Annotated in this window: 9 protein-coding genes; 5 read left to right on the top strand and 4 right to left on the bottom strand. The window is 71.7% G+C overall.

Annotated elements, in window-relative coordinates; all coding sequences use genetic code 11:
* Positions 1–86 precede the first annotated feature (86 nt).
* From IE134_RS15910 to rhaI, 4 genes are all read right to left on the bottom strand, one after another.
* Positions 87–3287, bottom strand: a complete 3201-nt coding sequence (locus IE134_RS15910; protein ID WP_189430820.1) for an alpha-L-rhamnosidase — start codon at positions 3285–3287, stop codon at positions 87–89.
* Between the two features lie 53 nt (positions 3288–3340).
* The gene (locus tag IE134_RS15905; RefSeq protein WP_189430818.1) at positions 3341–4810 is read right to left on the bottom strand and encodes a rhamnulokinase; all 1470 of its coding nucleotides are present in this window, start codon (positions 4808–4810) and stop codon (positions 3341–3343) included.
* Positions 4807–6846 (bottom strand): bifunctional rhamnulose-1-phosphate aldolase/short-chain dehydrogenase, encoded by a 2040-nt coding sequence (locus IE134_RS15900; RefSeq protein ID WP_030717282.1) that lies wholly within the window; start codon positions 6844–6846, stop codon positions 4807–4809. Before IE134_RS15900 ends, IE134_RS15905 begins: the two co-directional genes overlap by 4 nt.
* Before the next feature lie 121 nt (positions 6847–6967).
* The gene (gene rhaI, locus IE134_RS15895) at positions 6968–8128 is read right to left on the bottom strand and encodes an L-rhamnose isomerase (protein WP_098019531.1); all 1161 of its coding nucleotides are present in this window, start codon (positions 8126–8128) and stop codon (positions 6968–6970) included.
* A 260-nt stretch (positions 8129–8388) separates the two neighbouring features.
* On the opposite strand from rhaI, the gene IE134_RS15890 reads away from it, so the two are divergent.
* From IE134_RS15890 to IE134_RS15870, 5 genes are all read left to right on the top strand, one after another.
* Positions 8389–9906, top strand: coding sequence for a sugar ABC transporter ATP-binding protein (locus IE134_RS15890; protein WP_098019532.1), 1518 nt, complete (start codon positions 8389–8391; stop codon positions 9904–9906).
* Entirely contained in the window at positions 9903–10943 is a 1041-nt protein-coding gene (locus IE134_RS15885; RefSeq protein WP_189430817.1) for an ABC transporter permease, read from the top strand. Before IE134_RS15890 ends, IE134_RS15885 begins: the two co-directional genes overlap by 4 nt.
* Positions 10936–11928, top strand: coding sequence for an ABC transporter permease (locus IE134_RS15880; RefSeq protein WP_030717269.1), 993 nt, complete (start codon positions 10936–10938; stop codon positions 11926–11928). Before IE134_RS15885 ends, IE134_RS15880 begins: the two co-directional genes overlap by 8 nt.
* A 46-nt stretch (positions 11929–11974) precedes the next feature.
* A complete protein-coding gene (gene rhaS / locus IE134_RS15875; protein WP_030717267.1) occupies positions 11975–13057 on the top strand; it encodes a rhamnose ABC transporter substrate-binding protein in 1083 nt (360 codons plus the stop codon).
* Positions 13058–13118: 61 nt separating this feature from the next.
* Positions 13119–14144, top strand: coding sequence for a LacI family DNA-binding transcriptional regulator (locus tag IE134_RS15870; RefSeq protein ID WP_030717265.1), 1026 nt, complete (start codon positions 13119–13121; stop codon positions 14142–14144).
* The last annotated feature ends 25 nt before the right edge of the window (positions 14145–14169 follow it).

The raw sequence follows: 14169 nt of genomic DNA, 5'->3' as shown, positions 1-14169 counted from the left end.
GGGCGGGGCGGGGGTCCCGGGAGCGCGTGCGCCGTACCGGCGGTTTCTGACCGCCGGTACGGCGCACGTCGCTCGTCCTGGCCGCCTCAGGCCGTGAAGCGGTACTGCCCCGAGCCGATCGCGAAGACCGCGCAGCCGTCGTCCATCCGCAGGAAGCGGGCGCCGGGGTGGGTGACGTCCTCGGCGCGGGCGGCCGGGATCCAGACCTCGGCGGTGGTGTTCACGGGCAGGCCCACGGTCAGGTGGAAACGGCCCTTCTCCGTCTTCCAGTCGGTGGTGACCGGGCCGTGGAGCGAGGTGAAGCGGCCCCGGGCGCGGGTGATGCCACCGCCGGGGCGTGGCCGCACGGTGACCTCGCGGAAGCCGGGGGCGGCGGGGGCGATGCCCGCGATGTGGGCGTACATCCACTCCCCGACCGAGCCGTACGCGTAGTGGTTGAAGGAGTTCATCCCGGCGTCCTGGAAGCTTCCGTCCGGCTTGATGGAGTCCCAGCGCTCCCACATGGTCGTGGCCCCGCGGTCGATCTGGTAGCCCCAGCTGGGGAAGGTCCGCTGGAGCAGCAGGCGGTACGCCACGTCCGTGTGCCCGGTGTCGGTGAGGACGGGGAGCAGACGCGGGGTGCCGAGGAAGCCCGTGGACAGGTGCCAGTCCTTGGCCTCGATGAGAGCGACGAGCCGGTCGGCGGCCGTGGTCCGCTCCTGTCCGGTCAGCAGGTCCATGGAGAGCGCGAGGACGTAGGCGGTCTGGGTGTCGCCCTTCACCCGGCCGCCGTCGGTGACGTAGGCGGAACGGAAGGCGTCGCGGATCTCCGCGAACAGTGCTGTGTACGGGGCCGGGTCCTTGCCCAGGACCCGGGCGGTACGGGCCACGAGGGCGGCGCTGTGGGCGTAGTAGGCGGTGGCGATGACGTCCTTGGGGGTGTCGTCGGCGATGTTGAGCCAGTCGCCGTAGCCGGAGGCGGGCCGCAGCCGTCCGGTGCTGTTCTCCTCCAGGTAGTCGAGCCACTTCAGCATCGAGGGCCAGGCCCGCTCCAGCACCTGGGTGTCGCCGTACGCCTGGTGGAGGGCCCAGGGGACGGTGACACCCGCGTCGCCCCAGCCGGCCGAGCCCGCGCCGAGACCGTCGACGTGGGGTGCGACGTCCGTGAAGGCCCCGTCGGCGGTCTGGTCGTCCTGGAGGTCGCTCAGCCACTTGGAGAGGAAGCGGGCGGACTCCATCGCGTAGGCGGCGGTGGGAGCGAAGACGTTGATGTCGCCGGTCCAGCCGAGGCGTTCGTCGCGGGCGGGGGTGTCGGTGGGGATGGAGAGGAAGTTGCCGCGCAGACCCCAGGTGATGTTGCTGTGGAGCTGATTGAGCATCGGGACGTTCGTCTCGAACTCCATGGTGAGCGGCGCGTCGGTGTGGATCACCCGCCCGACGATCGCGTCGAGCGGCGGCTTGCCCGGGTAGCCGGTCACCTCGACGTAGCGGAAGCCGTGGAAGGTGAAGCGCGGCTCGTACGTCTCGCGGCCGCCGCCCTTGAGGGTGTAGTGGTCGGTGGCGGCGGCGGTGCGGAGGTTGGTGGTGTAGACGGTGCCGTCCGGGTTCAGCACCTCGGCGTGGCGCAGCCGTACGGTGGTGCCGGCCCGGCCGGTGACCCGCAGGCGGGCGGTACCGACCATGTTCTGGCCGAGATCGAAGACGAAGACGCCGGGGCGGGGTTCGGTGATCTTCCGGGCCTTCAGCTCCTGGATGACGCGGCAGGGCCCGTCGGGCTCGGCGACCAGTTCGCCGGTGACCTCCTCCTCGGCGGGCACGGCCTTGGCCCAGGCGGAGTCGTCGAAGCCGGTGCGGAGCCAGCCGTCGGTCTCCAGGCGGGCGTCGTAGTTCTCGCCGGTGAGGAGGTCCGCCAGGGTGATGGGTCCGGTGGCGGCCCGCCATTCGGTGCCGGACAGCACCCGCTCGGTGGTGCCGTCCCGATAGGTCACCTCCAACTGGCCGAGGAAGGCGGGGTGTTCGCCATACTGATGCGGGCCGAACATCCCGACGTTGCCCGCGTACCACCCCGTCGCCAGCTCCACGCCGAGGGTGTTGGACCCGGAGGTGAGCAGCTCGGTGACCTCGTGCGTCTGGTACTGGATGCGCTTGGCGTAGTCCGTCCAGCCGGGGGCGAGGCGGTCCGTCCCGACCCGCTTGCCGTTGAGGTGGGCCTCGTACAGGCCGAGGGCCGTGGAGTAGAGCCGGGCCCGCGCGACGGGCTTGCGGCGGAGCCGGAACTCGTGGCGCAGCTGGGCGACGGGGGCGTAGGCGGCGGCGACCTCGCCCCAGGGGCCCGAGCCCCACGGGGCGAGGACCTTGGCGGTGGGCCAGGCGCCGTCGTCGTAGTCCAACGCCTGCCAGTCGCCTGCGGGTTCGGTGTCGGTGGCCTTCCAGCCGTCGCCGGTGGTGACGGTCCGTACGCCGTCGGCGGTGGTCAGCTCCAGGACGCCGAGCAGTCCGGCGGGGCCGGTGACCTCGTTGGTCGCGGCGACGGCGAGGACGTGACGGCCGGGGGCCAGCCGTTCGGTGACGTCGGTGACGGAGGGGCGGCTCCAGGCCCGGGCGACCTCGTCGGGTTCGGCCCGCGCCACTTCCGTACCGTCGAGGTGGGCGACGTACCCGTCGTCTGCGGTGAGCACGAGGCGGGCCCGCGTCACGCCGTCCGGTACGTCGAAGGCGCCCCGGAACCAGCGGGTCGCGGCGGGAGCGCTGGTCGCCGGGTCGCCCTCCGGGAACCAGATCCAGGAGGCCTTGTCCAGGGCGGGTGCGCCGACGAGGGCGGCCGGGGCGCCGATCCAGCGTGCGGACCAGTCCGAGGTCTCGGTGAGGCCGGTCTCCCACCAGGCGGGCTCGGACCAGCCCGAGACCCGGCCTTCGTCGTCCCAGACCCGCACGGTCCAGTAGTAGCGGGTACGGGAGCGCAACTCCGGCCCTCCGTAGAGGACTTGCGTGGACTCGGCGGACTCGACCTTGCCGCTGTCCCACACGTCGGGCCGTTCCAGGGCGCGTTCGCTCAGCGCGACACGGATCTGGTACGCGCTCTGGGTGCGGCCCGGCGCGGTGGCGGTGAGCGGCCAGCCGAGGCGGGGGCGGGCGGGGCCGAGACCGAGCGGGTTCTTCACGTACTCGGCGGTCGAACCGCCCACCCGGAGGCCCTTGGCCCCCGGCGCACCGCGTTCCGCGGCCTGTGCGGGTGGGATGGCTCCGGCGATGAGGGTGGTTCCCAGGGCGGTGGCGGTCGTGCTGAGCAGTCGTCGTCGGCTGATCACACTCGGCTCCGATTCAGCGAGGGGAAGGGGGATGGGGCAGGGAAAGCTGTCGGTCAGGCAGGCAGGGGGCGGGCGTCTTCGGTGCGGCGCGCCGCCGCCTCCCAGGCCGTCGGGTCACCCGACGGCTCGTAGCGGCTCAAGGGCTGGGTGCGGGCGATGAGTTCACGGGTGGCGGCCAGATCGCCGGGCAGGCCGTGGGCCCGCGCCTGGACGAGGACGTTGCCGAGCGCGGCCGCCTCGGCGGGGCCCGCGACCACGGGCACCCCGCAGGCGTCGGCGGTGAGTTGGCAGAGCAGGGCGTTGCGCGCCCCGCCGCCGACGAGGTGCACGACGTCGACCTCGCGGTCGGCCAGGTGCTGCGCCTCGCGGATCGCCCGCCGGTGGGCGAGGGCCAGCGAGTCGAGGACGCAGCGGGTGATCTCCCCCGGGGTGCGGGGCACCGGCCCGTCGGTCGCCCGGCAGGCGGCCGCGATCCGCCCGGGCATGTCTCCGGGGGCCAGGAACTCGGGTGCGGCGGCATCCACCACGTACCGCAGAGCGGGCATGCGGGCGGCGTCGGCCAGCAGGGGGGTGACGTCGGTCAGCTCCCAGGTGCGCATGCACTCCTGGAGCAGCCACAGGCCCATGATGTTGCGCAGGAAGCGCACGGTGCCGTCGATGCCCAGCTCGTTGGTGAAGTTCGCGGAGCGGCTCGCCCCGGTGGTGACGGGCGCGTCGAGTTCGAGGCCGGCCAGGGACCAGGTTCCGGTGCAGAGGTAGGCGAACCGCTCCCGCCGTCCGGCGGGGACGGCGGCGACGGCGGAGGCGGTGTCGTGCGAGCCGACGGCCGTCACCGGTACGGGGCCGGGCAGTCCGGTCCGTTCCTGGACGGCGGGGAGCAGCGTGCCCGCCGGGTCGCCCGGGCGGCGCAGCGGGGCGAAGAGGGCCAGGTCGATACCGAGGCGGTCGGCCAGGGGGCGGTTCCAGTCGCCGGTGCGCGCGTCGATGAGCTGGGTGGTGGAGGCGTTGGTCAGCTCGGTGCCCTGCTCCCCGGTGAGCCAGTACGCGATCAGATCCGGTATCAGCAACAGGCTTCCCGCAGAGGCGAGTTGGGGTGTCCCCTGTGCTGCCACGAGTTGGTAGAGCGTGTTGAAGGGGGCGTACTGGATTCCCGTCGCCCGGTAGAGGTCGTCGGGCGGAACCGTGGCCCACACCTGCTCCACGACGCCTTCGGTACGCCGGTCCCGGTAGTGGACGGGGTTGCCGAGGAGGGACCCGTCGGCGGCGAGGAGCCCGTAGTCCACCGCCCAGCTGTCGATGCCCAGGGAGTCGACCGGGCCCGCCGCGCGCAGCCCGTCGAGCACTCCCCCGTACAGGCCGAGGATGTCCCAGCGCAGGCCCTCCGGCAGGTGCACGGGCCGGTTGGGGAAGCGGTGGGCCTCGGTGAGGCGCAGGGTGTCCGGGCCGACGCGGCCGGTCATGACCCGTCCGCTGGACGCGCCGAGGTCGACGGCCGCGAAGGTCTTCGTACCGGCGGCGCTCATCGCAGGAAGGCCCCGGCGACCCCGGCGTCGACCGGGATGTGCAGGCCGGTGGTGTGGGTCAACTCGCCGCCGGTGAGCGCGAAGACGGCGTTGGCGACGTGTTCGGGCAGCACCTCCCGCTTGAGGAGGGTGCGTTGGGCGTAGAACTCGCCGAGCTTCTCCTCCTCGATCCCGTACGTGGCGGCGCGCTGCGCTCCCCACCCGCCGGCGAAGATGCCGGAGCCGCGCACCACACCGTCCGGGTTGACTCCGTTGACGCGAATGCCGTCGCTGCCCAACTCTGCTGCCAGCAATCGCACTTGGTGCGCCTGGTCGGCCTTGGCGGCGGAGTACGCCACATTGTTGGGACCGGCGAAGACGGCGTTCTTCGAGGCGATGTAGACGAGGTCGCCGCCGAGGCCCTGGGCCCGCATGACGCGCGCGGCCTCGCGGGCGACGAGGAAGGAGCCCCTGGCCATGATGGCGTGCTGGAGGTCCCAGTCCCGGACCGTTGTCTCGGCCAGCGGCTTGGAGATGGAGATGCCGGCGTTGTTGACCACCAGGTCGACGCCGCCGAAGGCGAGTGACGCCGCCGCGAAGGCACCGGCCACCTGCTCCTCGCTGGTGACGTCGACCGTGACGGCCACCGCCCGGTCGGGGCCGCCCAGTTCCTCGGCGACGGCGGCCCCGCTCGCCGCGTCCAGGTCGGCGACGACCACGCAGGCGCCCTCCGCGACGAGACGGCGGGCGATGGCTTTGCCGATGCCGCTGCCCGCTCCGGTCACCAGGGCGACCCGGGTGGCCAGCGGCTTGGGCGGGGGCATCCGCCGGAGTTTGGCCTCCTCCAGGGCCCAGTACTCGATGCGGAACTTCTCCGACTCCTCGATCGGGGCGTAGGAGGAGACGGCTTCCGCGCCGCGCATCACGTTGATCGCGTTGAGGTAGAACTCCCCCGCCACGCGGGCGGTCTGCTTGTCCTTGCCGAAGCTGAACATCCCCACCCCGGGGATCAGCACGATCGCCGGGTCCGCGCCCCGCATCGGAGGCGAGCCGGGCTCGGCGTGCCGGGTGTAGTAGGCGGCGTACTCCTCCCGGTAGGCGGTGTGCAGTTCGTCCAAGCGGCTTATGGCTTCGGTGAGTTCGACCGTCGGCGGCAGGTCGAGGACCAGGGGCCTGACCTTCGTCCGCAGGAAGTGGTCCGGGCATGAGGTGCCGAGGGCCGCGAGCCTCGGGTGTTCGGCACGGGCGAGGAAGTCCAGCACCGCTTCGGAGTCGTCGAAGTGGCCGACCTGGGCGTGGTCCCGGGAGGCGAGGGCGCGTACGTACGGGGCGAGGGCGGCGGCCCGCGCGCGGCGATCGCCCTCGGGCAGCGCCTCGTACCCCTCGGTCACCGGCCCGAACGGCTCGGGCCTGCCGTGCTCGGCCAGGAAGGTCTCGGCGGTACGGATGATGCGCAGCGCGTTGGCCTCGCACTCCTCGGACGTCGTGCCCCAGGCGGTGATGCCGTGGCCGCCGAGGACGCAGCCGATGGCTTCGGGGTTGGCCGCCTTCACCGCGGCGATGTCCAGGCCGAGTTGGAATCCGGGGCGCCGCCAGGGGACCCAGGCGACGGTGTCGCCGAAGCAGTCGGCGGTCAGCTTCTCGCCGTCGGCCGCGCAGGCGAGGGCGATCCCGGAGTCGGGGTGCAGATGGTCGACGTGCGGGGCGTCGACGAGCCCGTGCATGGCGGTGTCGATGGAGGGGGCCGCGCCGCCCTTGCCGTGCAGGCAGTAGTCGAAGGCGGCGACCATCTCGTCCTCGCGCTCCTCGCCCGCGTAGACGCCGCGCAGCGCGCGGAGGCGGTCGAGGCGGAGGACGGCGAGCCCTTCGGCGGTGAGGGTGCCGAGGTCGCCGCCGGAGCCCTTGACCCACATCAGCTCGACGTCGTCACCGGTGACCGGGTCGGGCGCGACGCCCTTGGCGGAGGCGTTGCCGCCCGCGTAGTTGGTGTTGCGGGGGTCGGAGCCGAGCCGGTGGGAGCGGGCCAGGAGCGCTGCGGCTTCGGGGTGGAATGCCATGGGGTTCCTCGGTGTCCTTCACGAAGGGAGGGGCGGGGAGGGTGTTCGGGTGCGGCGGGCTTTGCGGCGGGGCGTGGTGACACAGCGCGTACGGGGTGGCGTACGACGGGCCCGGGTCGGCCTACGCCCCCCACCCCGCCTGCTGCCCGCCGACCCGCTCCTCGGCGGTCTTCACCGCCCAGCCGGAGCGCCGGTAGGCGGCCATCGGGTCGCCGTCGAGGCCCTGTTCCTCACGGACCTCGGCGAGCAGGGGCCGTACGTCGGTGTTGTAGGCGTCCATCAGCACGGCGTTGGCCTCCAGGACGTCGCCCGTGCACTGGGCGTCGGCCAGGGCAGCGCGGTCCACGAGGAGCGCCTTCGCGGTGGCCTCCTGGACGTTCATCACCGAGCGGATGATCGCGGGGATCTTCTCCTCGATGTTGTGGCACTGGTCGAGCATGAAGGCGACGTCCGCGGTGAGTCCGCCGCCGCGGACGACCTCGTACATGATGCGGAAGAGCTGGAAGGGGTCGGCCGCACCGACCATCAGGTCGTCGTCGGCGTAGAAGCGGGAGTTGAAGTCGAATCCGCCGAGCCGGCCCTCGCGCAGCAGGGTCGCGACGATGAACTCGATGTTGGTGCCCGGCGCGTGGTGCCCGGTGTCCACGACGACCTGCGCCTTCGGGCCCAGCTTGAGGCAGTGGGCGTAGGCCGTCCCCCAGTCCGGGACGTCGGTCGTGTAGAAGGCGGGCTCGAACAGCTTGTACTCCACGAGCATGCGCTGGTCGTCGCCGAGCCGTTCGTACACGGCGGCGAGCGCCTCGGCGAGCCGGTCCTGCCGCCCGTGGATGTCGTCCTGGCCGGGGTAGTTCGTGCCGTCCGCGAACCACAGCTTGAGGTCCCGGGAGCCCGTCGCGTCCATGATGTCGACGCAGGCCATCAGGTGGTCCAGGGCCTTGCGGCGTACGGCGGCCTCCGGGTGGCAGACGCTGCCGAGCCGGTAGGCGTCGTCCTGGAAGGTGTTGGCGTTGATCGCCCCGACGGCCAGGCCCCGGTCGCGGGCGTGCTCGGCGAGGGCCGCGTAGTCGTCGACCGTGTCCCAGGGAATATGGAGGGCGACGGTGGGCGCGGCTCCGGTGAACTCGTGCACCTTCGCCGCGTCGTCGAGCTTCTCCTCGGGGGTGCGGGGCACGCCGGGCCGGGCGAAGACCTTGAAGCGGGTCCCCGAATTCCCGTACGCCCAGGAGGGCGTCTCGATGGACTGGGACATGAGGGTGGCCTTCACCGTGGCGTGCTCGGTCACTTCGTCGCTCCTGTGACGTCGGTGTGAACGCAAATGAATCTGAAACGATTCATGCGGGTTGAAGGTAGGAGCGCCCCTGAGGGCTGTCAACCCTTCCGGCAGACCTGACGCCGCAGAACCTTGTGAATGCAAGGGACAGTTGAGAATTTCCGTTCTACCCCATTGACGCACCCCGAGGGACCTGCCTAACGTCCCGGCAACTCATTTGAAACCTTTCACGATGCCGTGAGGACGCCCTCCGCATCGTCGAGGAGCCACCGATGACCCACCGGTCCGCCAAGGATCCGGCCCCCGTGCTGGCCCTGAGGGGCATCTCGAAGTCGTTCGGCGCCGTGCGCGCCCTGCGGGACGTGTCCCTCGACCTGTTCCCCGGCGAGGTCCACGCTCTCGCCGGGGAGAACGGCGCGGGCAAGTCGACCCTGATCAAGACGCTCGCCGGAGTGCACCGGCCCGACGGCGGCCAGGTTCTACTGGACGGCGAGCCGGTCACCTTCCACGGTCCCGCCGACGCCCGCGACGCCGGTATCGCCGTCATCTACCAGGAGCCCACGCTCTTCCCCGACCTGTCGATCGCCGAGAACATCTTCATGGGCCGTCAGCCCCGCCGGGCGCTCGGCCGCATCGACCACCGGGCCACCCGGACCGCCACGGCCGCCCTGATGCACCGGCTCGGCGTCGAGCTCGACCCCGACCGCCCGGCGCGCGGCCTCTCCATCGCGGACCAGCAGATCGTCGAGATCGCCAAGGCCCTCTCCTTCGACGCCCGCGTCCTGATCATGGACGAGCCGACGGCCGCCCTGACCGGCAGCGAGGTGGCACGCCTGTTCGGCGTGGTCCGGGCGCTGCGCGAGCAGGGGGCCGCCGTGCTGTTCATCTCGCACCGGCTGGAGGAGATCTTCCGTATCTGCGAACGCGTCACGACCCTGCGGGACGGGGCGCTGATCGCGAGTGAACCGCTGGCCGGCATGACGGAGGAGGACCTGGTCCGCCGGATGGTCGGCCGGGACCTGGACGAGCTGTATCCGAAGCAGCACGTCGAAGCCGGCGAGGTCGCCCTCAGCGTCCGGCGGCTCACCCGCGAGGGCGTGTTCACCGACGTCTCCTTCGAGGTGCGGTGCGGCGAGATCGTCGGCATGGCGGGGCTGGTCGGCGCCGGGCGTACGGAGGTGGCGCGGGCGGTCTTCGGCGTCGACCGGTGGGACGCGGGCGAGGTCGAGGTGGCCGGGCGGGCACTCGTCAACGGCGCCCCGTCCACCGCCATGGCCGCCGGGCTCGCCCTGGTCCCGGAGGACCGGCGGGCCCAGGGCCTGGTGATGGGCATGTCCATCGAGCGGAACATCGGGCTGACCGGGCTGCGCACCACCAGGCGGGCGGGGCTCATGGACCGGGGTGCGGAGCGCAGCCGCTCGCTCGACTGGGCGGTCCGGCTCCAGGTGAAGTACGCCCGCATCGCTGACGCCGTCTCCACCCTGTCCGGCGGCAACCAGCAGAAGGTGGTGCTGGCCAAATGGCTGGCGACCGGGCCTGCCGTGCTGATCGTCGACGAGCCGACGCGCGGCATCGACGTCGGCACCAAGGCGGAGGTGCACCGGCTGCTCAGCGCGCTGGCGGCCGACGGGGTGGCGGTGCTGATGATCTCCTCCGATCTGCCGGAGATCCTCGGCATGGCCGACCGGGTGCTGGTGATGCACGAGGGCCGCCTCACCGCCGAGATCCCCCGTTCCGACGCCACCGAGGAGACCGTGATGGCCGCAGCCACCGGGAGGGCCGCCGCATGACGGTGACGACGACCGAGCCGGCGCCCGTCGCGCCGATCCCCGCCTCCAGCAGCACCCGGCTGGTGGACCGCGTCTTCAAGATGCGTGAACTCGCCATCTTCGTGCTTCTGTTGGCGATGCTGGCGCTCACCCAGCTGGGCAACAGCGCGTTCCTCTCCGAGCAGGGCATCAAGGACCTGCTGCTCAACGCCACGATCCTGGTACTGGTCGCCACCGGCCAGGCGCTGGTGGTCATCACCCGCAACGTCGACCTGTCGGTCGGCTCGACCCTCGGAATCAGCGCCTTCGCCGCCGGGACGTATCTCCAGGGCGGCGGGCACCCGGTGGTGGCCGTGGTCCTGGCCGTGCTGCTCGGCGTCGGCTTCGGCCTGCTGAACGGACTGCTCGTGAGCCTCGGCCAGGTGCCCGCCCTGGTGGTGACGCTCGGGACGCTCTACATCATCCGGGGCATCGACTCGATCTGGGTCGGCTCGCGGCAGATCACGGCGGCCGATCTCCCGGACGGTTTCGTGGACTTCGGCTCCGGCGGGATCTCGGCGGTGCCGTGGCTCGCGCTGATCGCCCTGGCGGTGCTGGTGTCGACGGCGTACTACCTCAAGCACTTCGGCAGCGGGCGCGAGCTGTACGCCCTGGGCTCCAACCCGGAGGCGGCGCGGCTGGCCGGGGTTCCCGTACGCCGGCGGATCCTGCTCGCCTACACCTTCTGCGGGGCGCTGGCCGGACTCGCGGGGGCGCTGTATCTGGCGCGCTTCGGCAACGTCGACTCCGGTACGGGCAGCGGCTACGAACTCACCGTCGTCAGCGCGGTCGTGGTCGGCGGGGTGGTCTTCACCGGGGGCTCCGGCACGGTGTACGGGGCGGCACTAGGCGCACTGCTGCTGACCTCGGTGAACAGTGTGCTGCCCGCGCTCGGTGTCAGCTCCGTATGGGTGCTCGCGATCAACGGAATCCTGCTCATCCTCGCCATCGCGGTCGACCGGGTCGTGGCCCTGCGCGTGGCGTCCGCCCTGAAGAAGAGGAACGCCCGCCATGGCTGACTCCGCACGCGCGCGCGCCGTCCGCTGGGACACGGTCGTCGGCGCCCTTCTGATCGTGGTGCTGCTGCTGTCCTTCGGCTTCGTCGACGGTTTCGGCAACGCCCTCAACCTGTCGTTCCTGATCGGCAACACTCTGCCCATCGCGCTCATCGCGCTGCCGATGACCCTCCTGGTGGTCTCCGGGGAGATCGACCTCTCGGTGGCGTCGACGGCCGGCCTCTCGGGGGCGGTGATGGGGGCGCTGTGGAACCAGGGCCTGCCCATCGAGGCGATCATCCCGGTCTGCCTGCTGCTCGGTGTGGTGTGCGGGCTGGTCAACGGGCTGCTCGTGACCCGGCTCGGACTGCCCTCGCTCGCCGTGACCATCGGGACGCTGGCCGCCTACCGGGGCATCGCGCAGATCGTGCTGGGCTCGGACGCCGTCACCGACTTCCCGTCCCCCTACCTGGACTTCGCCGCCGGGCGGATCGGCGACACGTTCGTTCCGTACGCCCTCCTGCCGTTCCTGGCGCTCCTCGCCATCGCCGTCATCGCCCTGCACGCAACGCCGTTCGGGCGTTCCCTGTTCGCGACGGGCGCCAACGAGGAGGCGGCCAGGTTCGCAGGCGTACGGGTGAAGCGGCAGAAGCTGATCCTGTTCACGGTGACCGGGCTGATGGCCTCGCTCACCGGGGTGTTCTGGGCACTGCATTACGCCAGCGCCCGATTCGACAACGCCACCGGTCTTGAACTGTCCGTGGTGGCGGCCGTGTTGCTCGGCGGCATCGACTTCGACGGCGGCAAGGGCACGCTCGGTGGCGCGATCGCGGGCGTGTTCCTGCTCGGCGCGCTGCAGAACGTGATGAGCCTCGGGGACGTCTCCGCGCAGTCCCAGATCGTCGTCACCGGCGTGCTGCTCGTGCTCTCCGTGCTCGGCCCGCGTGTCGCCCGCCAGATCTCCGTCGCGAGGGCGGGGCGGCGGACCGCCTCGGCCCCGACTCCCTGACGACCCCGTGCTCGTAACCCGCCCCTCTTCCGCAAAGGACCCTGCCATGCGTACGTCATCGATCCGCCGTACCTGTGCGGCCCTGGCCGCAGTCACCTCCCTCGCGCTCGCCGTCACCGCCTGCGGGGGCACCACCAAGAGCGATGTGAAGAAGGAGAGCGGTTCGGCCGCCTCGGCCGGTGAGGCGGACCCGAACGCTCCCACCAAGAAGGGGCTGACCGTGGGCTTCCTGCCCAAGCAGGTCAACAACCCCTACTTCACCACCGCCGACAAGGGCGGGCAGAAGGCCGTCGAGGCGCTGGGGTCCACTTTCAAGGAGGTCGGCCCGACCAGCGCCACGGACACCTCCGGCCAGGTCTCCTACGTCAACACCCTCACCCAGCAGCAGGTCGACGCCATCGCCGTGTCCGCGCAGGACCCGGGCGCCCTGTGCACCGCGCTCAAGCAGGCCATGAAGAACGGCGTCAAGGTCGTCACGTACGACTCCGACACCAAGCCGGACTGCCGCAACGTGTTCGTGTCCCAGGCGGGGGCCGAGGACCTGGGCCGCACACAGGTCCAGCTGCTCGCCGAACAGATCGGCTACAAGGGCGAGATCGCGATCCTGTCCGCCGCCCAGACGGCGACGAACCAGAACCTGTGGATCGACTACATGAAGGACGAGCTGAAGGACCCGAAGTACAAGGACGTGAAGCTGGTGAAGGTGGCGTACGGCAACGACGACGCCCAGCAGTCCTTCCAGCAGACCCAGGGGCTGCTCCAGGAGTATCCGAAGCTCGCCGGGATCGTGTCGCCGACCACCGTCGGCATCAAGGCGGCGGCGCAGTACCTGTCCGGCTCGAAGTACCGGGGCAAGGTGAAGCTGTCCGGCCTCGGCACCCCCAACGATCTGCGGTCGTACGTGAAGAACGGCACGGTCGAGGCGTTCGAGCTGTGGGACCCGGCGAAGCTCGGCGAACTGGCCGGCCACGCCTCGGTCGCACTGGCGTCCGGACAGATCACCGGCAAGGAGGGCCAGACCTTCGAGGCGGGCGAACTGGGCACGTACACGATCGGCAAGGACGGGGTGGTCGACCTGGGCAAGCCGACGGTGTTCGACAAGGACAACATCGACGACTTCGACTTCTGATGGTCGCGGATAGGCTGAGGGTCCGTCCCGCGTCCCTCGCGCCTCTGGAGGTCTCCGTCTGATGGCCCAGTCGGTGGGTATCAAGGACGTGGCCCGGGTCGCCGGAGTATCGGTGGGCACGGTCTCCAACGTCATCAACCGCCCGGACACGGTCGGTCCCGGCACCCGTGCCCGTGTCCTGTCGGCGATCGACCGGCTCGGCTACGTCCGCAGCGAATCGGCGCGGCAGTTGCGGGCGGGGCGCAGCCGGATCATGGGGCTGCTGGTCCTCGACATGGGCAACCCGTTCTTCGTGGACGTGGCGCGCGGTGCGGAGCGGGCCGCGCGGGAGGCGGGGCTCGGCGTCATGGTCTGCAACAGTGCGCAGAGCCCCGGCGAGGAGGCGGAGTATCTGTCGCTCTTCGCGGAGCAGCGGGTCCGCGGGGTGCTGCTCACCCCGGCCGACGCGACCGGGCGCAACATCGCGGCGTTCCGGCGGCACGACATCCCGTTCGTCCTCGTCGACCGGGTCGCCGAGGGGACCACGGAGTGTTCGGTGTCGGTCGACGACGTGGCGGGCGGGACGCTGGCGGTGCGGCATCTGCTGGACGCCGGGCACCGCTCCATCGCGTACGTGAGCGGGCCGCCCGGCTTCAACCAGGTCCGCGACCGCCGCACGGGGGCGCTCGCCGCGCTCGCGGAGGCGGGGCTCGGCCCGGAGGCCCTGCGGGAGCTGCCCACGGAACGGCTGGACGTGGCGGCGGGGCGGGACGCGGGGGCGCGGCTGCTGGGGCTCTCCGACCGGCCGACCGCCGTGTTCTGCGCCAACGACCTGCTCGCGCTGGGGGTGTTGCAGTCGCTGTTCGCCGCCGGGGTCTCCGTACCCGATGACCTGGCCCTGGTGGGGTACGACGACATCGAGTTCGCGGCGGCGGCCGCGGTGCCGCTCACTTCGGTGCGGCAGCCGGCGGCGACGATGGGGGCGCTGGCGGCCGGTCTGCTGCTGGAGGAGACCGGGGCGGGGGCCTCGGCTGGGGCGCACGAGCACCGGCGGGTGGTGCTGCAGCCGGAGCTGGTGGTACGGCGGTCGAGCCTCGCCGCTCGCTGAGTCGAGGGCGCCGGGGACAGACCGG

This window comes from Streptomyces rubiginosohelvolus (assembly GCF_014649875.1).
Lineage (GTDB): Bacteria > Actinomycetota > Actinomycetes > Streptomycetales > Streptomycetaceae > Streptomyces > Streptomyces rubiginosohelvolus.
This window is presented reverse-complemented; position numbering and strand designations above follow the sequence as displayed.

Excerpts from the sequence above, each read along its gene's own strand:
- IE134_RS15880 (WP_030717269.1), top strand. The coding sequence starts at position 10,936 with ATGGCTGACTCCGCACGCGCGCGCGCCGTCCGCTGGGACACGGTCGTC.
- rhaS (WP_030717267.1), top strand. The coding sequence starts at position 11,975 with ATGCGTACGTCATCGATCCGCCGTACCTGTGCGGCCCTGGCCGCAGTC.
- IE134_RS15885 (WP_189430817.1), top strand. The coding sequence starts at position 9,903 with ATGACGGTGACGACGACCGAGCCGGCGCCCGTCGCGCCGATCCCCGCC.
- IE134_RS15900 (WP_030717282.1), bottom strand. The coding sequence starts at position 6,846 with ATGGCATTCCACCCCGAAGCCGCAGCGCTCCTGGCCCGCTCCCACCGG.
- IE134_RS15890 (WP_098019532.1), top strand. The coding sequence starts at position 8,389 with ATGACCCACCGGTCCGCCAAGGATCCGGCCCCCGTGCTGGCCCTGAGG.
- IE134_RS15905 (WP_189430818.1), bottom strand. The coding sequence starts at position 4,810 with ATGAGCGCCGCCGGTACGAAGACCTTCGCGGCCGTCGACCTCGGCGCG.
- IE134_RS15870 (WP_030717265.1), top strand. The coding sequence starts at position 13,119 with ATGGCCCAGTCGGTGGGTATCAAGGACGTGGCCCGGGTCGCCGGAGTA.